Source organism: Planotetraspora thailandica (assembly GCF_016863335.1).
Classification (GTDB): domain Bacteria; phylum Actinomycetota; class Actinomycetes; order Streptosporangiales; family Streptosporangiaceae; genus Planotetraspora; species Planotetraspora thailandica.
This window is the reverse complement of record NZ_BOOR01000077.1, coordinates 25,869-46,898: the sequence shown is the minus strand read 5'-3', so window position 1 is coordinate 46,898 and position 21,030 is coordinate 25,869. Positions and strand designations below refer to the sequence as shown.

Below are 21,030 nucleotides of genomic sequence, written 5' to 3'. Positions count from 1 at the left end.
TTCGCAGCTTCAGAAAGGCATGACTCATGAGCGGCATCAGCATTGTCGGCGTGGGGGGCATGGCCCGCGCCCTGGGCGCCCGCGTGGTCGCGGGCGGCAACGACGTCGAAATCATCGGCCGCGACATCTCTAAGGCCAAGGAGATGGGCGCGGCGCTCGGCGGCGGCGCTACGGCCGGAACGTTCGGCACCGCCCCAGCCGGCGACATCGTCATCCTCGCGGTCCCGAACGCCAGTGCCGTGCCCGTGGTCACCCAGTACGGTGACGCGCTGGCCGGCAAGGTCATCATCGACCTCACGAACCCGGTCAACGCCGACGCCACCGGGCTGGTCACCGCTGACGGCGCGTCCGCCGCACAGGCGATCGCCGACGCCGCCCCGGCGAGCGCACACGTCGTGAAGGCGTTCAACACCGTCTTCGGGCACACGCTGGTTCCGGGCCGCTCGCTGGACGTGTTGTTCGCCGGCGACGACGCTCAAGCCAAGGCAACCGTCTCGGCGTTCATCGAAAGCCTGGGGTTGCGCCCGCTGGATGCCGGAGGCCTGGAGATGGCGCACTGGCTGGAAGGGCTGGGCCTGCTGATGATCAGCCTCGCCCGAAACGGTGTCGGGACCTTCGACTTCACCCTCGGCATCAGCACTCTCCGCTGAACCGATCACACCCACACTTCTTCACCCACGGAGAGCCTTATCATGCGCGTTCTTGTTACTGGTGGAACCGGCCACTCCGGTTCCCACATCGTCCCCGAGCTCGTCGCCGCCGGTCACGAGGTCACCGGCCTGGCCCGGTCGGACGGGGCGGCAGCGGCGCTGTCCGCGCTCGGCGCCAAGGTGCGTCGAGGCGACCTCGAGGATCTCACCGGGCTCCGGGAGACGGCCGCGGAGTTCGACGGCGTCATCCATGTCGCGCATCGACAGGACCTGCTCTTCTCCGGTGGAATCGATGCCGTGGCCGCCGCGGAGGTCCCCATCATGCTCGCCTACGGCGAGGCGCTGGAGGGAACCGGAAAACCGCTGGTCGTGGCCGGCAGCATCGGCTCGCCCGGGCAGCAGGACCTGGGCCGGCCGGCCACCGAGGAGGACCCGGCCCTGCCCGTCCGCGACGAGCACAAAGGCACTCTGCATGCTCGTAATGTCGTGGAGTCGGCCGTGATCGGGCTCGCTGAACGAGGAGTGCGGTCGTCGGTCGTGCGGATCGCGAACATCGCGCACAGCACCACAGACAGTCGCGGTTTCCTCGTACAGCTGATCGCTCTGGCGAAGGAGAGAGGTTTCGCCGGCTACCCCGGGGACGGCGCGAACCTGTGGAACGCCGTGCACATCCGTGATGCCGCCTCCTTGTTCCGGTTGGCACTGGAGAAGGGGCCGGCGGGCCGGTATTGGCACGCGGTAGCGGATGAGGGCGTCGCGTTCCGGGAAATCTCCGAGGCGATCGGCAGCCGCCTGGGCCTGCCTGCCCTGAGTATTCCCATGGACGAACTGGTGTTGCCGGGATACTTCGGGTTCCTCGCCAACATCGTCACGCGCAGCTACCCGGCGTCCAACGCCATCACCCGTCAGGTCCTCGGGTGGGAACCGGTTCAGCCGCGACTGCTTGACGACCTGGACAACGGCCATTACTTCCCAGCCGGCTGACGGCAGGGTCTCGGATCGAAAGAGGCTGAGATCGTGACCACTGTGGGATTCCTGGGAAGCGGTGCCATCGGCGGCGCCCTCGCGCGGCTCGCCCTCGAAGCTGGGCACAAGGTCGTGCTCAGCAATTCGCGCGGCCCGGAGACGCTTGCTGACATGGTTGCCGCACTGGGGCCGCTGGCGTCCGCGGCAACCAGCGCGGAGGCTGCGGCGGCCGGTGAGATCGTGGTGGTCACGGTACCGGTCAAAGCCTTCGCTCACCTTCCGGCCGCGCCGCTGGCCGGGAAAGCGGTGATCGACACTTGCAACTACGGCGCCGAGCGTGACGGGCATATCCCGGAGCTCGACGGCACGTCCCTGACCTCGAGTGAGCTGCTGCTGCGGTACATCCCCGGCGCCATGATCGTGAAAGCGTTCAACAACATCTATTACAAGCACCTGCTGTCGCTTGCCCGTCCGGCAGGGGAGGCCGGCCGTTCGTATCTGCCGATCGCCGGAGACTCCGCGCCGGCGAAGGCGGTGGTGACCGGCTTCATCGAGTCCGTCGGGTACGGCGTGGTGGACTCGGGACCGCTGGCCGACAGTTGGCGGCAGGCGACGGGCACGCCGGTGTGGGGGACTCCGTACGGTCCGGTGTCCGATGAGCAGGGCCGGTCGGCAGGGGAGGAGGCCATCCGAACGGCATTGGCCTCGGCGAGGCGGTAATCGCAGGCGGCGTGAACCGGTTGACCTAGCCGACTAGGAGAACCAGACCCCGGCGAAACGCTTCGGGGGGCTTCGTTTTCACGTAACAGCCGTGATCTCTAGCGTTGATGGAAGGTCGCGATGGCCGCTTCGAGGAGGCGAAGGTACGGGTCGCGTCTGCCCCATAGGGCATGCGCCGATTCATTCCGGCAAGACTGGGACGCTCAGGTTCGGCAACGCCGGTCGGTCGACGCTCACCGGAACAAATCTGAACCGGATGCCGTCGAGTACCCACCTTCCGGAGGGCCGGCTCGTCGCCGACATCGGCGGAGCGGACGGCGACGTTCTGATCCAGTTGCTCACCGCCGCGCCGGAACGCCGCGGCATCGCGCGTCTCCGGAATCGGTCATCGAAGCGATGCCGCGGTAGATGACGAGGAGTCGGCGGCAGCCGTCGTGGTCGCGATCAGGTGACGAAGCGTGAGTGGGTCGTCATCAACCACCGATCGGAACGGGGGCGGACCCCGGAGCTCTGCGGTCATCGCTGGACTGCTCGGAAGGCGCAGCCGGGATGGCGTTGTCGATGAGCACGGCGGCGATGGCGGCGGCGGTGGGGAAGGAATCGTGGTTGAGGACTCGGGTGCGGGCGGCGGCGCCGTCGATGAGCAGCGCTAGTTGTTCGCCGAGTTGTTCGGGATTGCGGGCGCCGGCTTCGCGGGCGGTTTCGGTGAGTCGTGCGGCGATGGCGGTCTTGTAGTCGCGTGCGTACTGGGAGGCGGGGTGCTCGGGGTCGTGGAGTTCCACGGCCGCCGCGATGTAGGGGCAGAGGGGCGTGGACGCGGGCATGGCGAAGGCGGCGAGAAGTCGTTCTCGCGGCGAGAGGTCGGCGCGGTCGAACACTCCTGGCATGACGTCGGGATCGAACCGGCGCAGGTATTCGGCGACCAGTTCGTCCTTGCTGGCGAAATGCTGGTAGGCCGTCCGCTTGGATACCTGGGCCGCGGCGCAGACCTCGTTCATGCCGGTGCGGTTGATGCCTTGATCGCGGAAGAGCTGCAGTGACGCGCTGAGGATGCGCTCGCGTGCGCCACGGCCGCGGCGCTGGCCCCGAGGGCCCTTCTCGAACTCCGTCATGTCCCTAGCATAGGCCGTTCGGTACCGACCGGTGTACATAGCTTGCGGCGGCGCCGACCGTCAGGTACGTTACGTAAACAGATCGGTGTACTTAATAGACCCGCTAACTCAACGGAGTGATCATGGGAAAGCTCGATGGCAAGGTAGCGGTGATCACTGGTGGATCCGCCGGGATGGCGCTGGCCGGTGCCAAACTGTTCGTCGAGGAAGGCGCTTACGTCTTCATTCAGGCCCGGCGGCAGGAAGCACTCGACGACGCCGTCAAGCTGATCGGTCGCAACGTCACCGCCGTCCAGGGCGACGCGTCCGAGCTCGACGATCTGGACCGCCTGTTCGACACCGTCAAACGGGAAAAGGGCTCGATCGACGTGCTGTGGGCGAGTGCCGGGATGGGCGAGGCTGCCGTTCTCGGCGAGATCACCGAGGAGCAGTTCGATCGCGCGTTCTCGCTCAACGCGCGCGGCACGCTGTTCACCGTGCAGAAGGCGCTGCCGCTGATCAACGACCACGGCTCGATCTTCATGACCGGATCGAACGCCTCACTCGGTGCCTTCCCCGGCTGGAGCCTCTACGCGGGAAGCAAAGCCGTCCAGCAGGCCTGGGCCCGCGTCTGGCTCAACGAGCTGCGCGACCGCAAGATCCGCGTCAACGTCCTGACCCCTGGCCAGGTCGCCACCGCCAAACAGGAAGAACTGTTCGACGAGGAAACCAAGGCCGCATTCGAGTCGCTCATCCCGCGCGGAAAGATGGGCAGCCCCGAGGAAATCGCCACCATCGCCCTGTTCCTCGCCTCCGACGACTCCCGATACGTCAACGGACTGGAACTGGTCGCCGACGGCGGCGTCACCGCCATCTGACTCACACGCGAGACCTTGGGAACAGGAAGAGGACAGTCTTATGAGCACCATCACCTTCATTGGCACCGGCAACATGGCCCGTACGATCGGCACGCTCGCGGTGGCGGGCGGCAACACGGTCGAGGTCACGGGCCGCGATCAGTCCAAGGCCGATGCCCTGGCCAAGGTTCTGGGCGGCGGTACGACGACGGGTAGGTGGGGCGCCGTCCCGGCCGGGGACATCGTCATCACTTCCCTGTTGTACGGAGCTGTCGTGCCGGTGGTCGCCGCGTACGGGGATGCCCTCGCAGGCAAGACGATCGTCGACATCAGCAACCCGTTCAACGCTACGTTCGACGGGCTGGCCCACAGTGAGCAGACCTCGGTCGCGCAGGAGGTCGCCAAGGTGGCGCCGGCCGGCGCGAGCGTGGTGAAGGCATTCAACACCATCTTCCGTGGCGTCCTGGAGAACGGGCGGCCCAACGTGTTCTTCGCCGGCGACGACGCGCAGGCCAAGGCGAGATTTGCGACGTTCGTCGAGAGCCTCGGGTTGCGCCCTCTGGACGTCGGCGGTTTGAAGATGGCGCACTGGCTGGAAGGTATGGGTGTGGTCACGATGGGCCTTGCCGGTAACGGGCTCGGCCATTGGGACTTCGCTCTCGGCGTCAACGAGTTCCAGGGCTGAACTCACGACAGATCACCGAAATCCGCTGAGGCCGGACACCAATGTCGGTGAGTGATCCCTACCGAGGAGACTCTCGCAAGTGGTCAGGGGGCAAGGCCTCGGCATAGTCGCGTTATGTCCGTTTTATTCATGCCGGGTCGAGTCGGAGGGTCTCGGGGGTCCTGGTGGCGTCCCGGGCGTGGTGGCGTGCAGGCGGCTGTGATGCTGGCGTGCCTGGCCGTTTTGGAGGATCCCGATGGCGAGCAGATCGTGGCTGCCAGGCGATCTGGCTATGGCCGTCAGGGCGCTCCAGGCGCATCCTGTGAAGTGCGCCGGAGTGGCCGGGCGTGGCCAGCATGCTGGGTTCTGGCCGGCGAGGAGGAATGCATGGAAAGCGCGCCGAGCAGGACGGCGATGTTTGCGGCCGTGTCGCGTGGATTGTTTCGCCTGGAGACGGCGTCGCCGTGGGTACTGGACGATGTGCTGGCCCTGGTGCTTGTCGGCCCGGTATGGCAGCAGCTGCGAGACCAGTTCGATCCGCTGTTCCCCGGCCCGGTCCGCAGCGAGTCCCGTGCGGCTGTCTGCACCCGCAGCCGGTACGCCGAGGACCGGCTGGCTGCTGGTTCCTTCACGCAGTACGTGATTCTTGGCGCGGGGCTTGACTCGTTTGCGTGGCGGCGGCCGGATCTGCTCGGCTCGCTGACGGTGTTCGAGGTTGATCACCCTACCTCCCAGGCCTGGAAGCTCGAGCGGGTCAGGGAGCTCGGCCTGCCGCTCAGCGACTCGCAGGTATTCGTGCCGGTTGATTTCGAGGCCGGACCGGTTCAGGATGTTCTGGGCCCGGCTGGGTTCGACTGGGCGCAGCCGGCGATGTTCTGCTGGACGGGCGTCGCCCCCTATCTGACGGCACAGGCGATCGAGTCAACGTTGCGCACGATCGCGGCGGCTGCTCCCGGGTCTGAGGTGGTGTTCTCCTACCGGGCCGAGGACTGTGCGCTCGACGACGCGGGGACGGAATTCGCCCGTATCTACACGCCGATCGCGGCTTCTGCCGGCGAGCCTCTTCAGCCTGGCTGGCCGGTATCCGAGATCGAGAGGCTGATCAGCCGGTGCGGGCTAAAGGTCGTGGACCACCCCGCACGTGCAGACCTCCAGCAGCGGTACTTCGCCGGCCGTACCGATGGCCTGCGGCCCTATACCTTCGAGACCCTGGTGGCCGCGCGGGTCACCTGAGCGAGCGCAGGCCACGTCGGCAACTTCACCGTCTGCGAGGGCCAGGCGGTGACGGTACGGCAGAGGAGTACAGCAACCTCCAGGGCCTCGGCGTAGCCGCGTCGTGTCCGCTTTGCTCATGCTGGGCGCAGTCCGAGGGTTTCGAGGGTCCGGGTGGCGTCCCGGGCGTGGTGCCTGCAGGCGGCGGCGACGCTGGCGTGCCCGGCCGTTTTCAAGATGCCGATGGCCAGGTTGCGCAGGGCGGCCATGGCCTGGGGTCCGCTGCCGGTGCGGATCTGGGAGGCGTCTTCGCCGTAGCTGACGTCGCGGAGGTGGTGCAGGGCCTCGATCTGCCAGTGGTCGCGGATCCAGGCGGCGAGCTGGGCGGGGGTTGCCTGGTGGGCGTCCAGGCTGGTGATGGCGTAGACGGTGACGGTCCGCCACCTCCCGCCGTCCAGCGGCCGGATCTGACGGGTGAGGCAGATGGCCTGTGCGGCGTGCGGGAAGGCGAGCCCGGCGGCGACGGCCGCGGCCTTGAGGGTGCAGTGCTCCTGGCGGCCATGGCCCCGGTTGTGCTGGCGGGAGGCGACCGGGATGTGCCGCCAGGGCAGGTTCTTGACCTGGGCGTACAGGCCCGGCTGGTTCTTCTTGACCACCAGGATGTAATGGGCCCTCTTGCCGGTGACAAGGAACTCGGCGTGCTCGCGCTGGGTGTGCAGGGCGTCGGCGGTGATGACGCACCCGGCCAGGTCCAGCGGCTCGAGCAGCGGCGCGAACCGGGTGATCTCGTTGGTCTTGCCGTCCACCCGGACCGGGCCGAGCACAACACCACAGCGCTGGTCGAGGGCGGCCAGCAGGTGCACCGGCTGGCCGTCGGCGCTGGCGTGACGGGTGCCCCGCACCGCCTTGCCGTCCACCGCGACCGCCCGCCGGCGGCGCCGCCCGTGTCCTGCTGCCTGGCCGGCGGCGTGCAGCCGCGCATCCAGCCAGGACCCGACGGCGGCATCCAGCCGGTCAGCGTCCACGGCTTCCAGCACGCGGCGGATGGTAGCCTCATCCGGCGGCACGAACCGCCGGGTCAGCGGATCACGGCGGACGCCCAGAGCGGCCAGGACCTGCGGCGGCGCATCCGCGACCCACTCGCCGACCGCGGTGAACGACGTCGCCCCGGCCAGCACCGCCGCCATTAACAACGACGTCAGGCTGTGCCGCACGCCGCGCCGATTCCGCGGATCCGGCACCCATGCCAGGTACTCCGCCAGGCCTGGGCACTGGCCCGACAGCAGCGCGCGGTCACTGGCCGGCAAACGTGAAAGCTCTTCCAGGGCGGCGCTGATCGAGGATGATGACAAGGCAGGCACGGTCTTCCGCAGCGATCACTGGATTCGACACCCACATGATCTTGGAACCGTGCCTGCGCCGCATCCCGGTGAGCGAACCAGACACCCGGTCATAAACAAGCCATCACGCCACTATGCCGGGACCCTGGGTCAGGGGGGCGGAGGACGGCTCAGCTCGAAGGTCCGACGAGGATGGTTGCAGCTCAGTACGTGGTACAGCGGCTCTCACTCGGGACCGTCCGTTCACTTCGGATTATGCGCGAGAAGAGCCTCCTGAAGGGGAGTCAGGGGAGCCAAATCAGGGAGCCAGTACGTTGCGATGCTCCTGGACTCATCGCGACTTCCTCTGGGCGTTCATGCAGGTGAGGGCGTCCCCGTTCGACTCAGCCCGACTTAGATCGACTCACCGGATTTGCTTCGCATCGAAGGGGTCGTGGGCCCGCGGAGGAGTGCTGTACAGCAACCCGTACAGCAACGTCGACTTACACGATCAGCCGCCGCCAGCTCGCATCTACCAATTGACCAGGAGGGCGCGTCCCTGACGAGGCAGCTGCCTTTTCCTTGTAACCAGATGGTCGCAGGGAACCAGATACAGCGGGTGGTTTGTCAGAGGCTGTGGCCACAATGTCGGCATGCTCGATGATGATCGACTGTTGGACGTGCTGCGTGAGCGCGCCTACGACCCCGCCCAGCGCTTCGACGAGGTTGAGGTCTCGTGCGAATGGCTGGACCGGCGTCACCCCAACCTCGACCTCTACCAGGAATTCGGCCCCTACACCCGGTCCGCCACCAGCGTCTGGCTGCCTGCCGGATCATGGGCCGCTATGGAGCACTACCAGGATGCCCCGCGGCAGGCGCCCCTGGCGCCGGCGACTGATACGCAGGTCACCGCCGTAGAACACGTGCTGGGCCGGCCGTTACCCAAGCTGCTGCGACGCATGTACACCGAGATCGCGATCGGCGGCTTCGGGCCGCGCATGGACGGATTCACCCATCTGATCGCCGATCAGAGCAGCCCTTATCCACCGCGATCAGTGCCTCATGTCTACGAGAACGATCGTCGCGAGGGCCTGCCCCAGTGGGTGGAACTGGCTCCCGCAGGATGCTCCTGCTACTGGTATGTCTCGCTGACCGCTCCATACCCCGTCTACTACTACGACTGGGACGCCTGGGACAAGCACTTGCCCGAATCTCCGCCGCCCGAGCAGGGCATTCATCATGTCGCACCGACGCTGGCCGAATGGCTGTGGCGGTGGGTGGAAGGCTGCCATCTGCAGTGGGATGAGTACGGGCTACAGCGGGGCGACGATGGGTTCCCGTTTGCCGGCCCCTATCCACTGGACCCTCGTCCCGGCGAGTTTCAGTATCTGTCCCCTGCACCTGATCCCTGGGCACCACACGAGTCGATGATGCGATCGTACGGCTCGGCAAGACCATGAACATCCACGTCAGCGACGACTATCACCGGTTAGGGGTCTACGAGCTCGAGTTGACCGCGGACTATCTCGCCAAGGTCGAGGAGGAGAAGGAGCGGATACGGGCGCAGCGCGAACAGCAGCGCGAGGAGGAAGCCGCGCGGCGGGAGTTCGAGCGCGAGAAGACGCGCCTGCGCAAGGAGGAGTCGCACTATCGTTCCGCGCTGGCCAAGCTGCTGGAGAAGGGGGACGAAGCCGGGGCGGCGGAGTTGAAGGCGAAGCTGGAGGAGATCGGAGCCGCGGTCGCGGATGTCGAAACCCGTGAGGCCAATATCCGGGCCGGTTACGTCTACGTGATCTCCAACGTCGGCGCCTTCGGTGAGAGCGTCGTCAAGATCGGCATGACGCGCCGTCTTGAGCCGGAGGACCGGGTCCGGGAGTTGGGCGACGCCTCGGTGCCGTTCAAGTTTGACATCCACGCGCTGATCTTCAGCGAGGACGCCGTCTCCCTCGAAGGGCGGCTCCACGACGAGTTGGGCGAGCGGCGGGTCAACCGGGTTAACCTGCGGCGCGAGTTCTTCTAGGCCAGCCCTGCACCAGGTTGCCCAGGGCGGCGCCGGTACGGGCCTTGCCGGCCGCGAGGGCGAACATGACCGCGGCGGTGATGGCGGTCCAACCGATCCCGGCGGGACTGTGCGCGGCGCGATGACCGGAGGCCAGGACCCAGGTGGATTGGACCAGCAGGTAGACCGCCAGGGCGATGAAGGCGTAGGCGATCAGCCGTAGCGCCCGGCGCTGCCGGGACTCGCCTGTGCTCGACAGCTCCCACACCACCACTGCCGAGGCGCCGATCTCGATCAACGAGTCCAGGCCGAACCCGGCCAGCGCCACCGACCGGGCCTTGATTGCGGTGATGGCCAGGATCATCACACCGATCACGTTCCAGCTGAGCGTTGCATACTCGAGCGCGAACCCCCGCCGCAGCCGGTCTCGAGCACGGCGAGGTCGCGCACCGCATAACGGTGATGCTCGGCCTCTTCCTTCAGCACCACCTTGAGGCAGCGGCGCACGACGTACTCATGGTCGGGATACGGGTCCGCCGGCCTGCGACCGCATACCCGATCGAGCTCGGCCTCGGTGAGCCCGTCGACGACACGCCGCATCGTGGCCATGCGGGCGAGCCGCGGCGCGAGCACCTCGTCGAGCGTCGGGGTGGCTTCGAGGGTGAGACCGAGCTTCGCCGTCGCGTCGGGCGGCATCCCGCCGTAAGGGAAGCCCAACGGGTGGTACGGCGCTTCCTCCTCCAGCACGGCATTGCCGAGCCAGGCATCGCCGGCGAACAGCAGGTGCCGTTGGGTCTCGACCAACGACCACTCGCCGTTGACCTGCTCGTGCAGCTTGGCCTCGGGCAACAGCCTGGCGCGGTCGAGTGTCGCCGCCCACAGCGTCTCGATGGCATCCCAAACAGCCCGATAGTCGTCGGGGGACGCGGCGTCACGCGCCAGCACCCGCGTGGGGTGCCGCCGGTCGAGCTCGGCCTCGACGTAGGCGGTCACGTCGACGTCGTTGACGACGAGACGCTCGAAGTCGCCACCGAGGTAGACGTCGCTCCCATAGCAGTCGACGATCTTCAGACCGCTGACCTCGCAATCGCGGATCTCGAGACCGGCAAGGTCGCACAGGTGGATACGGGCACCACGGAACTGGTCACTCTGGGCGTACTCAGCAGCCATCGAGGCAGTCTTCCGCACCCGTCCCGCCCGCGCCACCTTTGGCAACTAAGTTTCGGGGCCAACTGTGTGGAACGTGCTCACCACGGCGTCCCGCTTCGCTTGGGCAACATAGGCCAGCCGCGGAGTGAGTGCCTAATCCGGAAATCGGACAGTGGGTGGGCTGGTGGCAGCGAGCCCCTTGCGCAGCGGCGGTGGGCGGGGTTGGTGAGCGGCTCAGCCGGTCAGGCTGTGGATTCCACACGACCATCGAGGGCCACACCGACATCACGTTCACCGAGGACGTGGCCGAGCGCTTCCTGGCGTACGGCTGGAACGTGACGACCATCGCGGACGCCAACGACCTCGACGCTGTCGAGCGGGCACTGCACAGCTTTCTGGCCGAACACGAGCGTCCCACTTTGGTTGTCGTGCACAGCCACATCGGGTACGGCTCCCCGGTGGAAGACACCGCGAAGGCGCACGGCGAGCCACTCGGCCCGCAGGCCGTACAGGAGACCAAACGATTCTTCGGCATTCCCGAGGACATCGACTTCTACGTCCCAGACGAGGTGTACGACTGGTTCGCCCAGGGCCGCAGGCCGCCCGGGAACAAGTAGCCGCGAACACATGACCGCCGTGGCGGCCTCGCCCGGATGAACATGTATCACGATCTTTGCAATTGCTGAGGACCCGCAGCGCGGGGAGCGACTGTGCGCCGAGGCGGCCGGGCTGTATCTCGACTACTCGAAGAACCGCATCACTGACGAGAGCCTGCAGCTGCTGCTATGCCACCCGGGCCACCGTCCGGCGTTTGCCGTGCGCTCGGATGGGGACGTGCGGACCGTGTCGATGGTGTTCGGATCCCTGCACGACCTGTGGTGGGTCGTGGCCAAGAGCCTGCTGCTATACGTCACTGCCGTGGTCTGCTTCCGCATCGGTGAACGTCGGACGCTGGCCGAGATGTCGGCGTTCGACTTCGTCGCGGCCGTCGCCGCCGGAGCTATCGTCGGTCGGGTGCCTAATGCGCATGATGCCGGTTACCTGGCCGGCGCGGCGACCCTGATAACGATCCTCCTCGCCCATCGGCTCACCGCGCGGCTGCGCTTCCGGCCGCTGTTGGCCAAGCTGATCGACCACCCGCCGCGACTGCTGGTCGCCGACGGCAAGGTGCTGGACGCCGAGCTTCGCCGCAGCGGCCTGACCCGCCAGGACCTGTATGGCCTGTTGCGCCAGCACGGCGTTGACGAGCTCGCCTCGGTGCGGTTCGTGGTATTCGAACAACGGGGCCAGGTGTCGGTCGTGCGGCGCGGCGCCGCCCCCGCCGACACGGAACTCCTGCGCGACCTGTCATGAGTCGGCCAGGAACACCAGCTCCATGCGCTGCCACGCACCCGGGCCGGCCCTGCTGGTACCAAAGGCCCACCGTAATGCCGTCGACCACGTACTCCGCGGCAGCCTCTGCCGCGGCCTGCTTCTCTCGCTCGACGCTCATAGCTACACGGTCTCCGGTGTGGCCCCAGTTGCGCGTGTTCGGTGTATGACCCGTCGAGCGGGGTACGGGAACTTGGGTAACCGCGACGGCCGAAGCAACCAAGATCATGAGCGTACGGCATGGAGCACCCGGCTCCCATACCAGAGAATTTATGGCGCCGCAGCGGGAGAGTGGCGTACCTCGCGACGACTACGTGATCGTGCTGTTCGGTGCGACCGGGGATCTCGCGAGACGCATGTTGCTCCCCGGGCTGTTCCACTTGGCAAAGGCGGGCCTGCTGCCGGCCAGGTACCGGATCATCGGTTCGGCCAGGTCCGCGCTGACCGACGACGAGTTCCGCCAGCACGCCAAGGACGCCGTGGCCGAGTTCGGGCTGGCGGAGCCGACCGGTGAGGCATGGCGTGAGTTCGCCAACTCGCTGTCCTTCGCCGCCGCCCAGCCGACCCAGCCGCAACCGCTGCTCGACGTGGTGGCCGCAGCCGAGAAGGCGCTCGGCGGGCAGCCACGTCGGCTGTATCACCTGGCCGTACCGCCAGTGGCCTTCGCGCCCACGATCGGCATGCTCGCCGATACGGATCTCGCCAGCAATGCCCGCGTCATCATCGAGAAGCCGTTCGGCACGGATCTCGCGTCGGCCCACGCGCTCAACGAGACCATCCACGCCACTTTCGACGAGTCCCAGGTGTTCCGCATTGACCACTTCCTTGGCAAGGAGTCGGTCGCCAACATTCTCGCCCTCCGGTTCGCGAACGGACTGTTCGAGCCGATCTGGAACCGGGACCACATCAGCCACGTACAGATCGATGTGCCGGAGACGATCGGGATCGAGGGCCGCGCCGGCTTCTTCGAGCAGACCGGCACGTTCCGGGACATGATCGTCACGCACCTGTTCCAGGTGCTGGGGTTTGTGGCGATGGAGCCGCCCACCTCGCTGGCGGCGAAACAGTTGCGAGACGAGACGACCAAGGTCTTCGAGGCGATGCCGCCGCTGAACGTCACCCACGTGGTTCGCGGCCAGTACCGTGGGTACCGGGACGAGCCCGGCGTCGACGCCGGCTCGCAGACCGAGACGTTCATCGCCGCACGCGTCGAGGTGGACAACTGGCGCTGGTCGGGGGTGCCGTTCTATCTGCGCACCGGCAAATCACTCGGGCAGAAGCGACGGGTGATCACTCTCGGGCTCAAACAGCCACCCATGCGTATGTTCGCGCTGGATCCCGGTACCGGCCAGGCTGCGCCCAGCAACCAGCTGGTGATCGACTTCGACGATCCAGGCTGGATCGTGGCCCGCTTCCTGGCCAAGGAGCCCGGCGCCGCCATGCGCCTCGGCGAGGCGACCATGAGCTTCCGGTACGCGGACTCGTTCTGCGTCCAGCACGCCTTGGCGGGGTACGAACGACTCATCCTGGATGCGATGCTGGGCGACCAGTCGCTGTTCACCCGCGCCGACGGCATCGAGCGACTCTGGCAGGTGTCTGCCCGGCTGCTGGACGATCCGCCACCCGTGGAGCCGTACACCCGCGGATCGTGGGGTCCGGAGTCCATCCACCGGCTTATCTCGCCGCACCACTGGTACCTGCCGGACACGCCATGACACCGCCCATCCGCCTGATGGTCGCCGATGTCGACGGGACCCTGGTGACCCACGACAAGGTTCTCACCGACCGCGCCATCGAGGCCGTACGCGCGTTGCAGGCGGCCGGCATCCTGTTCGCTATCACCAGTGGCCGGCCGCCCCGCGGCATGTCCATGCTGATCCAGCCGCTGCAACTCAGTACCCCGATGGCCGCGTTCAACGGCGGCCTCTTCGTCAACCCCGACATGTCCGTGATCGAGCAGCACGTCATCCCGCCCCAGGTGGTCGCCCCGGCGATCACGCTGCTGGAGTCGTTCGGGTTGGATGTCTGGCTGTACCGCAGCGCCGACTGGTTCGTCCGCGACCTGAGCGGGCCGCACGTGGACCGCGAAGCGCGGACCGTACAGTTCCCGCCGACCCCGGTGACGGACTATGACGACCTCACCGAGGACATCGCCAAGATCGTCGGCGTGAGCGACGACCACGATACGGTCGCGACGGCATCCTCCGCCGCGCATCAGCAGTTCGGAGACCACGTCTCGGCCGCCCGCTCCCAGCCCTACTACCTGGACATCACCCATCCCCATGCCAACAAGGGCACCGTTGTCCAGTACCTGGCGTCCAAGTACGGCATTTCGGCCGAACAGATCGCCACCATCGGCGACATGCCCAACGACGTGCTCATGTTCGCCCATTCCGGGCTGAGCATCGTGATGGGCAACGCCAGCATGGAGGTACAGCGTGCCGCGCACCGGATTACCACCAGCAACGACGACGAGGGCTTCGCCAACGCGGTCCAGCGGTACGTGCTGCCCCGTGGTTGAGCTGGAAGATCGGCGGAGCACGCCCGAGCCCGGCGGCCAACCTGAACGACCGGGCGCCACACCGTGGAACTTGCGGGCCTCCTCGCTGCGGTACAACGCGGCCGTAAGCGTGGTGAACTCCGCGATTCAACCCTCCGCGTCCGGGCTTGCGGATGGGCCCGCCCGGTGGGTCCGGGCCGCCTGAGCCACCGCTGTGGCCCCGCCGGTCAGGGCGCGCCGCCGTCGGGCCGCCGCGACGAGGACCTGACCGGCCGTCGCGATTGGCTGGCAACGTTGCAGTGCACCCAGACTAGCTACTTGCTCCTGAAGAAGTCTTCGAGGTAAGGGCTTTTGACCTGGGATGACCACAGCGTCCGGCGAGTCGACCGGCGGAGAATGACGTCGGGGTTGTCCCGCCGTAGGTGGCCGGTGCTGCGGGTCTCAGAGCAGCAGATCGCGTTATACGTGCCCGTGCTGCTGTCCATCGGCGCAGGCGGGGCCTTCCACTCGTTGATCCAGCTCGGGCCGGTCATCACGTTCGCGCTGCCGATCATTGCGATGATTCGCGGCTCCGCCACACGGATTACTGAGCGGATCATCGACCGAACAGGGTTGTAGGGCCAATGAGCTGGACATAGCGTCGCAAACAAGGCTGTTAGCCCTGAACTCTCACCGCTCGCGACGTTCCTGTTTAGGTACGTGAAGGTTGAGGGGAGGGATTCCAGTGACGGAGAAGGTACGGCCGATCATGCTCCTTCTCACTCGCCTCGCACTGGGCGTCATCTTCATCGCACACGGGTGGAACAAGTTCGCAGTATCGGGCCTCGGCGCCACCACCAGGTTCTTCGAGTCAGTAGGCGTTCCTCTTCCCGCAATTTCGGCCGTTGCGGTCGCGACCCTCGAACTAGTCGGAGGCGTGGCTCTGGTGCTCGGGCTGCTGCTCCCGGTGTTCGGTACGCTGCTCGCGCTCAACATGCTGGGAGCGATTGTCTTCGTTCACGGCGAGAAGGGCCTTTTCGTAAGCGAGGGCGGCTTCGAGTTTGTCCTGGTCCTCGCGGCGGCCTGTCTCACCATCGCCTTCTGCGGCGGAGGCGCCCTCGCCGCCGACAGACTGTGGCAGGGGCGCAGGGAGACCACCCGCGCGCATGGGCGGTAGGGCGTTTCGGCGGAAAACATCTCGGCCCGTACGAGCCCGAGAGGACGGCCTGCCGGCCGAAGCCGGCAGGCCGTGGTGACTCAGGCGCGACGCAGCCGCAGGGTCAGCACCTGGAAGGGCCGCAGCCTGATCGGGATGGCTCCGTCGGTGTCCACGTCGACGGACTCGTCGCCCAGCGGGCGCTCCAGCAGGTCGTTCACCTCCACCGAGGTGACCGGGAAGGAAGGAAGCAGGCGGGTCGCGGCCCGGCCGCCGAGCGACTCGTACACCCTGACGACGACGTCGCCCGAGCGGTCGTCCGCCAGCTTGACCGCCTCGACCCGTACGGCACGGCCCTGCGTGGTCACCATCGGCGCGGGGGCGTCGCCCGTGCCGCCCGGCAGCACCCGCAGCGGCATGTTGAGGGCGTATCCCGACGCGACGGCGTCGGCGACGGCCGCGCCGGGCACCAGCGCGTAGGTGAGGCGGTGCGTGCCCTGGTCGGCCTCGGGGTCGGGGACGCGGGGCGCCCTGACCAGGCTGAGCCGGGCGGTCGTGGTCGTCCCTCCGTCCGGCCGGGTGGTGCGGCCGGCGTCGTGGCCGTAGGTGGAGTCGTTGACGACGGCCACGCCGTACCCGGGCTCGGCGAGGTGGATCCAGCGGTGGTTGGAGACCTCGAACCTGGCCGCGTCCCAGCTTGTGTTGGTGTGCGTGGGGCGGAAGATGTGGCCGTACTGGATCTCGGACGCCGAGCGGTCGGCGTGCACGTCCAGCGGGAACGCCGCCTTGAGGATCTTCTCGCGCTCGTGCCAGTCGATCTCGGTCTCGATCTCGATCCGCGGGCTGCCCGCCTTCACCCGGACCGTCTGGACGATCCTGGACGCGCCGAAGGAGCGCTCGATCCTGACGGCTGCGACGAGCGGCCCGCTTTCGGTCACGGTCACCGAGTCGGCCTCGACGAGGTCGACGTGCTGTCGCCGATAGTGGCGGTCGATGTCCCAGGCGTCCCAGTGATTCGGGAAGTCGGTGTGGAGCTGCAGCAGGTTGCCCCGGGAGCCGGGGGCGAGCACCTCCCGGTCGGCGACCAGGTCCCTGACCGAGGTGAACAGCCCCGCCTCGTCGATCTCCACCCGGATCAGGCCGTTGTCGATCACAGTTCCCGTCACGGTCACCCGCGCTGGGGGCGTTGCGGCGGCGCCGAGCCGTACCGCGCCGGAACCCGGCACCTCGGCGAAGATGGCGGTGGAGCCGTCAGCGAGCGTCTGGCCGCCCTGCGGCGCGAGTTCGGCGGGGACCGTCACGACCTCGGCGCGCGCCTCGGGGCTGGTGTTGAGCACCCAGGAGGCCTGCCCGGTCCCGGACAGAGCCTCGGCGGCCGCCGAGATGATCGCCTCGAGGTCGGTACGCACCTGGGCGTAGGTCGCTTCGGCCTCGCGGTGCACCCACGCGATCGAGCTGCCGGGCAGGATGTCGTGGAACTGGTGCAGCAGCACGATCTTCCAGAGGCGGTCCAGCTCCTCGTGCGGGTAGGCGAACCCGGCGTGCACGGCGGCGGTCGCCGACCAGAGCTCCGCCTCGCGCAGCAGGTGCTCGCTGCGGCGGTTGCCCGCCTTGGTCCTGGCCTGGCTGGTGTAGGTGGCCCGGTGCAGCTCCAGGTAGAGCTCGCCCGACCAGACGGCCGCGTCGGGCTGTTCGGCGCGGGCCGCGGCGAAGAACTCGTTGGGGTCCTCGATCACGACGCGTGGGGAGCCTTCGAGGTCGCGCAGGCGCCGGGCCTTCTCCAGCATCTCGCGGGTGGGGCCGCCACCGCCGTCACCGTGGCCGAAGGGCAGCAGCGAGCGCACGCCCGCACCCTTCTCCGCATAGTTCCGTACGGCATGGGCCAGCTCGTCGCCCTTGAACGTGCCGTTGTAGGTGTCGGCGGGCGGGAAGTGCGTGAAGATCCGGGTGCCGTCGATCCCCTCCCACCAGAAGGTGTGGTGGGGGAACTTGTTGGTCTGGTTCCAGGAGATCTTCTGGGTGAGGAACCAGTCGTTCCCGGCGAGGCGGGCGAGCTGCGGGTAGGCGGCGGAGTAACCGAAGGAGTCGGGCAGCCAGACGCCGCGGGTCTCCACTCCGAACTCGTCCATGAAGAACCGCTTGCCGTGCACGAGCTGGCGGGCCAGGGCCTCGCCGCCGGGCAGGTTGCCGTCGGCCTCCACCCACATGCCGCCGACGGGCACCCACTGGCCCGCCTTGATCGCCTCGCGCATGCGCTCGAAGATCTCCGGGTAGCGCTCCTTGACCCACGTGTACTGCTGAGCCTGCGGGCCGGAGAAGACGAACTCGGGGTAGTCCTTGGCCAGCGCCGTGACGTTGGAGAACGTCCTGGAGGTCTTGCGCTTGGTCTCCCTGATCGGCCACAACCACGCGCTGTCGATGTGCGCGTGCCCGGTCGCGGAGACGGTGTGGGCGCTCGCGTGCGCGGGCGAGGACAACACGTCCACGAGGAGCGCCCTAGCCTGCTCCGCCGTACCGGAGACGTCCTGGATGTCGATGGCGTCCATGCAGCGCTCGAGCGCGCGGAGGATCTGGTGCCTGCGCGGGCTGTCGGTGGGCAGTTCCACCATGAGTTCCTTGAGCACCTCGATGTCGAGGCGCAGGTGCCACACGTTCTCGTCGAGCACGGCCAGGTCGGCGTAGGCGAAGCGGTAGAGCGGCTCGTCTCCCGCCGTGGCCTTGTCGCCCAGCGGGGTGGGGAGGAAGTCGCCGGCGAGGATGTCGGGGTTGGCGGCCATCTCCAGGAGGAACCCGACCTGCTCGCCGCCCCTGCTGGGGCCGGCGACGGGCACGTACTGGTTCTGCGGTTCGATGCCCTTGACGGGCCTTCCCTCGAGGTCGTAGACGAGCGCCTCGGCCTGGCCGCCCGGCCAGTCGCCGATGAAGCCCAGGTCGAAGACGGCCTCGACCCGGCGCCCCGCCCATTCGGCCGGTACGGTCCCGGTCGCGCGGAGCCAGGTCGTGGACCATGGACGACCCCAACGGGTGCCGGCCTCGAACGGCTCGTAGTCCGCGGCCAGCGCCTCCGCGACGGGCACGGGCTCGTCGGGGACGTGCCACGCCGCCAGCGTCAGAGGGACGCGCTCGGCATGGACCGCGGGGGCGACGCGCTGGCGCAGCACCCGGTCGATCCGCGCCTCGACGAGCTCGCGGTCATCGTGCATCGGTGTTCAGTTCCTTCCGCGGAGGTAGCCGAGCTGAGGGAGCTCCTGCTCGTAACGTTCCAGGAGCCGTCCGGCAAGTTTGACGGAGTCGACGAGCGGGTGAACGGCCAGGGCGCGCACAGCGGCCTGGCGGGAGCCGGTGGTGGCCGCCTCGATGACCGCGCGCTCGACCGCCTTGACGCTGCTGACCAGGCCCTGGGCGTGGTCGGGGAGCGGGTCGACGGCCACCGGCCGGGCGCCGTTGGCGTCCACGAGGCAGGGCACCTCGACCACGGCGTCGCCGTCCAGCGCGCCGAGGGAGCCGCGGTTGCGGACGTTGAGGATGAGCGTCGTGCGCTCGTCGAGGGCGATCGCCCGCATGAGCGCGAGGGCGACCTGCTCGTAGCCACCGGACTCCAGGTCGCAGGACTCGCGTTCCCCGGCGCCGACGGCCTCGCGGTTCTCGGCCATGTACGTGGTCTCGCGCTCCAGCCGCGTGGTCTCCCACAGGCCCAGCGCGGAGCCGGTCGTCTCGGTGTAGAAACGCCGCTGCTGGTCGATGAGCAGCGCCCCGCGCGTCTGCCGGGCCGCTCGCGCGGCCGTGACCGCCTCGCGGTTGAAGTAGTAATAGTGCAGGTACTCGTTGGGGATGGCGCCGATCGTGCGCAGCCATTCGGCGCCGAAGAGTTTGCCCTCCTCGAAGGAGGTCAGGGCGTCCTCGTCCTGGAGCAGGCCGGGGAGCAGGTCGCGGCCTTCGACGCGTACGGCGCGCAGCCAGCCCAGGTGGTTGAGGCCCGCGTAGTCGAGCCAGACGGCGGCCGGGTCCACCCCGAGCGCGGACGCGACGCGGCGGCCCAGGCCGACCGGCGAGTCGCAGATGCCGATAACGCGGTCGCCCAGGTGGCGGGACATCGCCTCGGTGACCGTGCCGGCCGGGTTGGTGAAGTTGATGACCCAGGCGTCGGGGGCGAGCGCGGCGACCCTGCGGGCGATGTGGTCGGTCACGGGGAGCGTGCGCAGGCCGTAGACGATGCCGCCGGCCCCCACCGTCTCCTGGCCGAGCACGCCCTCCTCCAGGGCGATCCGCTCGTCTACGGCACGGCCCTCGAGCCCGCCGACGCGGATCGCGGAGAAGACGAAGTCTGCTCCGGTCAGGGCCTCGTCGAGGTCGGTGGTGACGTGCACCTCCGGGGCGTCGGCGACGCCCTCCGCCTGCTCGGCGAGCACCCTGCCTATCGTCGCGATCCTGGAGGCGTCCAGGTCGTACAGGGTCACATGGGTCACCCTGCCCTTCCCCCGGTCCGCCAGGAGCGCCCGGTAGACGAGCGGAACCCGGAAGCCCCCGCCACCGAGAATGGTCAGCCTCATACCTCGATCACCTCTACCCCCGCTTTGCGCAACGCGGCGCCGGTCACCGGCTCCACGGGCGCGTTCGTCACCACGATGTCCAGATCACCTGGCTCACAGACCTTGGCCATGCCCGTCCCGGGGAACTTGCCGACATCGGCGACCAGGACCACCTGGTCACTCGCGGCGATCATGGCCCGTTTGACCGGGACCTCCACCACGGTGGTGTCCATGACATGCCCACCGGGACGGACCCCGCTGGTGCCCAGGATCAGCCGATCGGCGTGGACCTGCCGCAGGTTGTCCTCGGTCAGGAAGCCGACCAGCGACCGATAGTCCCGCCGCAGCATCCCTCCCAGAAGCATGACCTGGACGTCCTCCTCGTCGTGGAGCTCGTCCAACACGGCGAGGCTGCTCGTGATCACCGTCAGCGAGCGGCCCTTGAGCTGCCGGGCCACCCGGTGCGCGGTCGTGCCTATGTCGAGCAGCACGGTCTCGCCGTCCTTGACGAGCTCCGCGCAGCGCCGTGCGATCGCGTCCTTCTCCGCCGACCTGACCTCCGCGACGTCCACGAACGGGTCGTCCCTGTCGTCGATCGGCATCGCGCCGCCGTGCACCCGCCTGAGCAGCCCCTCCTCGCCGAGCTGCACGAGGTCGCGCCGGATGGTCGCGTGACTCGCGTCCAGCCGTTCCGCGAGCAGCTCGACCGTGGCCGGGCCATCGGATCGGAGGATGCGCAATATCAACTCGTGCCGTCGGTCCCTGAGCATGTCAGCGACCTTAGCGCGCAAAGTCGCGCACATCCAGAGGTCAATCTGAGCAATTTCAGTCAGACTCTTGCTAAAGGACTGCTCATAGGTGCACGATC

General features: G+C 67.9%; 21 protein-coding genes. 14 read left to right on the top strand and 7 right to left on the bottom strand.

Annotated elements, in window-relative coordinates:
* The first annotated feature begins 26 nt into the window (after nt 1-26).
* From Pth03_RS37125 to Pth03_RS37115, 3 genes are read left to right on the top strand one after another with little or no spacing between them, the layout of a single operon-like run.
* Nucleotides 27-650: an NADPH-dependent F420 reductase gene (locus Pth03_RS37125; protein WP_203949177.1), complete on the top strand. Its 624-nt coding sequence runs from the start codon at nt 27-29 to the stop codon at nt 648-650.
* Nucleotides 651-692: 42 nt separating this feature from the next.
* Complete coding sequence (locus tag Pth03_RS37120; RefSeq protein WP_203949176.1) at nt 693-1,634, top strand: SDR family oxidoreductase; 942 nt, start codon at nt 693-695, stop codon at nt 1,632-1,634.
* A 33-nt stretch (nt 1,635-1,667) separates the two neighbouring features.
* Complete coding sequence (locus Pth03_RS37115) at nt 1,668-2,336, top strand: NADPH-dependent F420 reductase (protein WP_203949175.1); 669 nt, start codon at nt 1,668-1,670, stop codon at nt 2,334-2,336.
* 473 nt (nt 2,337-2,809) lie between these two features.
* Here the strand turns inward: Pth03_RS37115 and Pth03_RS37110 are convergent, their stop codons facing one another.
* The gene (locus tag Pth03_RS37110) at nt 2,810-3,448 is read right to left on the bottom strand and encodes a TetR/AcrR family transcriptional regulator (RefSeq protein ID WP_203949174.1); all 639 of its coding nucleotides are present in this window, start codon (nt 3,446-3,448) and stop codon (nt 2,810-2,812) included.
* 122 nt (nt 3,449-3,570) lie between these two features.
* Here Pth03_RS37110 and Pth03_RS37105 point away from each other — a divergent pair, with 122 nt between their 5' ends.
* From Pth03_RS37105 to Pth03_RS37095, 3 genes are all read left to right on the top strand, one after another.
* Nucleotides 3,571-4,305, top strand: a complete 735-nt coding sequence (locus Pth03_RS37105) for an SDR family NAD(P)-dependent oxidoreductase (RefSeq protein WP_203949173.1) — start codon at nt 3,571-3,573, stop codon at nt 4,303-4,305.
* 40 nt (nt 4,306-4,345) lie between these two features.
* The gene (locus tag Pth03_RS37100) at nt 4,346-4,969 is read left to right on the top strand and encodes an NADPH-dependent F420 reductase (protein WP_203949172.1); all 624 of its coding nucleotides are present in this window, start codon (nt 4,346-4,348) and stop codon (nt 4,967-4,969) included.
* Nucleotides 4,970-5,335: 366 nt separating this feature from the next.
* Nucleotides 5,336-6,181, top strand: a complete 846-nt coding sequence (locus tag Pth03_RS37095; protein WP_203949171.1) for a class I SAM-dependent methyltransferase — start codon at nt 5,336-5,338, stop codon at nt 6,179-6,181.
* 116 nt (nt 6,182-6,297) lie between these two features.
* On the opposite strand, the gene Pth03_RS37090 is transcribed toward Pth03_RS37095, so the two are convergent.
* Nucleotides 6,298-7,467 (bottom strand): ISAs1 family transposase, encoded by a 1,170-nt coding sequence (locus tag Pth03_RS37090; protein WP_239119662.1) that lies wholly within the window; start codon nt 7,465-7,467, stop codon nt 6,298-6,300.
* A 665-nt stretch (nt 7,468-8,132) separates the two neighbouring features.
* Here Pth03_RS37090 and Pth03_RS37085 point away from each other — a divergent pair.
* Entirely contained in the window at nt 8,133-8,939 is an 807-nt protein-coding gene (locus Pth03_RS37085; protein ID WP_203949170.1) for an SMI1/KNR4 family protein, read from the top strand.
* Nucleotides 8,936-9,499, top strand: coding sequence for a GIY-YIG nuclease family protein (locus Pth03_RS37080; RefSeq protein WP_203949169.1), 564 nt, complete (start codon nt 8,936-8,938; stop codon nt 9,497-9,499). The genes Pth03_RS37085 and Pth03_RS37080 overlap by 4 nt, the downstream gene beginning before the upstream one ends.
* Here Pth03_RS37080 and Pth03_RS37075 read toward each other — a convergent pair.
* The gene (locus Pth03_RS37075) at nt 9,474-9,845 is read right to left on the bottom strand and encodes a hypothetical protein (RefSeq protein ID WP_203949168.1); all 372 of its coding nucleotides are present in this window, start codon (nt 9,843-9,845) and stop codon (nt 9,474-9,476) included. The two genes, Pth03_RS37080 and Pth03_RS37075, sit on opposite strands and share 26 nt — an antisense overlap.
* Before the next feature lie 5 nt (nt 9,846-9,850).
* Entirely contained in the window at nt 9,851-10,648 is a 798-nt protein-coding gene (locus tag Pth03_RS37070) for a DinB family protein (protein ID WP_239119661.1), read from the bottom strand.
* A gap of 191 nt (nt 10,649-10,839) precedes the next feature.
* Here Pth03_RS37070 and Pth03_RS37065 point away from each other — a divergent pair, with 191 nt between their 5' ends.
* From Pth03_RS37065 to Pth03_RS37040, 6 genes are all read left to right on the top strand, one after another.
* Nucleotides 10,840-11,244: a thiamine pyrophosphate-binding protein gene (locus Pth03_RS37065; RefSeq protein ID WP_203949166.1), complete on the top strand. Its 405-nt coding sequence runs from the start codon at nt 10,840-10,842 to the stop codon at nt 11,242-11,244.
* 217 nt (nt 11,245-11,461) lie between these two features.
* Complete coding sequence (locus tag Pth03_RS37060; RefSeq protein ID WP_203949165.1) at nt 11,462-11,980, top strand: DUF421 domain-containing protein; 519 nt, start codon at nt 11,462-11,464, stop codon at nt 11,978-11,980.
* A gap of 290 nt (nt 11,981-12,270) precedes the next feature.
* Nucleotides 12,271-13,713 carry a glucose-6-phosphate dehydrogenase gene (zwf, locus tag Pth03_RS37055; protein WP_203949164.1) on the top strand — a complete coding sequence of 481 codons (1,443 nt, stop codon included), beginning with the start codon at nt 12,271-12,273 and terminating at the stop codon, nt 13,711-13,713.
* On the top strand, nt 13,710-14,519 hold the full coding sequence (locus Pth03_RS37050; protein ID WP_203949163.1) for a Cof-type HAD-IIB family hydrolase: 810 nt from the start codon (nt 13,710-13,712) through the stop codon (nt 14,517-14,519). Before zwf ends, Pth03_RS37050 begins: the two co-directional genes overlap by 4 nt.
* A 408-nt stretch (nt 14,520-14,927) precedes the next feature.
* A complete protein-coding gene (locus Pth03_RS37045) occupies nt 14,928-15,116 on the top strand; it encodes a hypothetical protein (protein WP_203949162.1) in 189 nt (62 codons plus the stop codon).
* A gap of 106 nt (nt 15,117-15,222) precedes the next feature.
* A complete protein-coding gene (locus Pth03_RS37040; protein WP_239119660.1) occupies nt 15,223-15,654 on the top strand; it encodes a DoxX family protein in 432 nt (143 codons plus the stop codon).
* Between the two features lie 80 nt (nt 15,655-15,734).
* Here the strand turns inward: Pth03_RS37040 and Pth03_RS37035 are convergent, their stop codons facing one another.
* From Pth03_RS37035 to Pth03_RS37025, 3 genes are read right to left on the bottom strand one after another with little or no spacing between them, the layout of a single operon-like run.
* On the bottom strand, nt 15,735-18,836 hold the full coding sequence (locus Pth03_RS37035) for an alpha-mannosidase (RefSeq protein WP_203949161.1): 3,102 nt from the start codon (nt 18,834-18,836) through the stop codon (nt 15,735-15,737).
* 6 nt (nt 18,837-18,842) lie between these two features.
* A complete protein-coding gene (locus Pth03_RS37030) occupies nt 18,843-20,183 on the bottom strand; it encodes a 6-phospho-beta-glucosidase (RefSeq protein ID WP_203949160.1) in 1,341 nt (446 codons plus the stop codon).
* The gene (locus Pth03_RS37025; RefSeq protein ID WP_203949159.1) at nt 20,180-20,932 is read right to left on the bottom strand and encodes a DeoR/GlpR family DNA-binding transcription regulator; all 753 of its coding nucleotides are present in this window, start codon (nt 20,930-20,932) and stop codon (nt 20,180-20,182) included. Before Pth03_RS37025 ends, Pth03_RS37030 begins: the two co-directional genes overlap by 4 nt.
* Nucleotides 20,933-21,030: the final 98 nt, after the last annotated feature.

Bases quoted from the DNA above. Each gene is read 5' to 3' on its own strand.
- Pth03_RS37125 (WP_203949177.1), top strand. From the start codon at position 27: ATGAGCGGCATCAGCATTGTCGGCGTGGGGGGCATGGCCCGCGCCCTG.
- Pth03_RS37120 (WP_203949176.1), top strand. From the start codon at position 693: ATGCGCGTTCTTGTTACTGGTGGAACCGGCCACTCCGGTTCCCACATC.
- Pth03_RS37110 (WP_203949174.1), bottom strand. From the start codon at position 3,448: ATGACGGAGTTCGAGAAGGGCCCTCGGGGCCAGCGCCGCGGCCGTGGC.
- Pth03_RS37105 (WP_203949173.1), top strand. From the start codon at position 3,571: ATGGGAAAGCTCGATGGCAAGGTAGCGGTGATCACTGGTGGATCCGCC.
- Pth03_RS37100 (WP_203949172.1), top strand. From the start codon at position 4,346: ATGAGCACCATCACCTTCATTGGCACCGGCAACATGGCCCGTACGATC.
- Pth03_RS37095 (WP_203949171.1), top strand. From the start codon at position 5,336: ATGGAAAGCGCGCCGAGCAGGACGGCGATGTTTGCGGCCGTGTCGCGT.
- Pth03_RS37085 (WP_203949170.1), top strand. From the start codon at position 8,133: ATGCTCGATGATGATCGACTGTTGGACGTGCTGCGTGAGCGCGCCTAC.
- Pth03_RS37080 (WP_203949169.1), top strand. From the start codon at position 8,936: ATGAACATCCACGTCAGCGACGACTATCACCGGTTAGGGGTCTACGAG.
- Pth03_RS37070 (WP_239119661.1), bottom strand. From the start codon at position 10,648: ATGGCTGCTGAGTACGCCCAGAGTGACCAGTTCCGTGGTGCCCGTATC.
- zwf (WP_203949164.1), top strand. From the start codon at position 12,271: ATGGCGCCGCAGCGGGAGAGTGGCGTACCTCGCGACGACTACGTGATC.
- Pth03_RS37050 (WP_203949163.1), top strand. From the start codon at position 13,710: ATGACACCGCCCATCCGCCTGATGGTCGCCGATGTCGACGGGACCCTG.
- Pth03_RS37035 (WP_203949161.1), bottom strand. From the start codon at position 18,836: ATGCACGATGACCGCGAGCTCGTCGAGGCGCGGATCGACCGGGTGCTG.
- Pth03_RS37030 (WP_203949160.1), bottom strand. From the start codon at position 20,183: ATGAGGCTGACCATTCTCGGTGGCGGGGGCTTCCGGGTTCCGCTCGTC.
- Pth03_RS37025 (WP_203949159.1), bottom strand. From the start codon at position 20,932: ATGCTCAGGGACCGACGGCACGAGTTGATATTGCGCATCCTCCGATCC.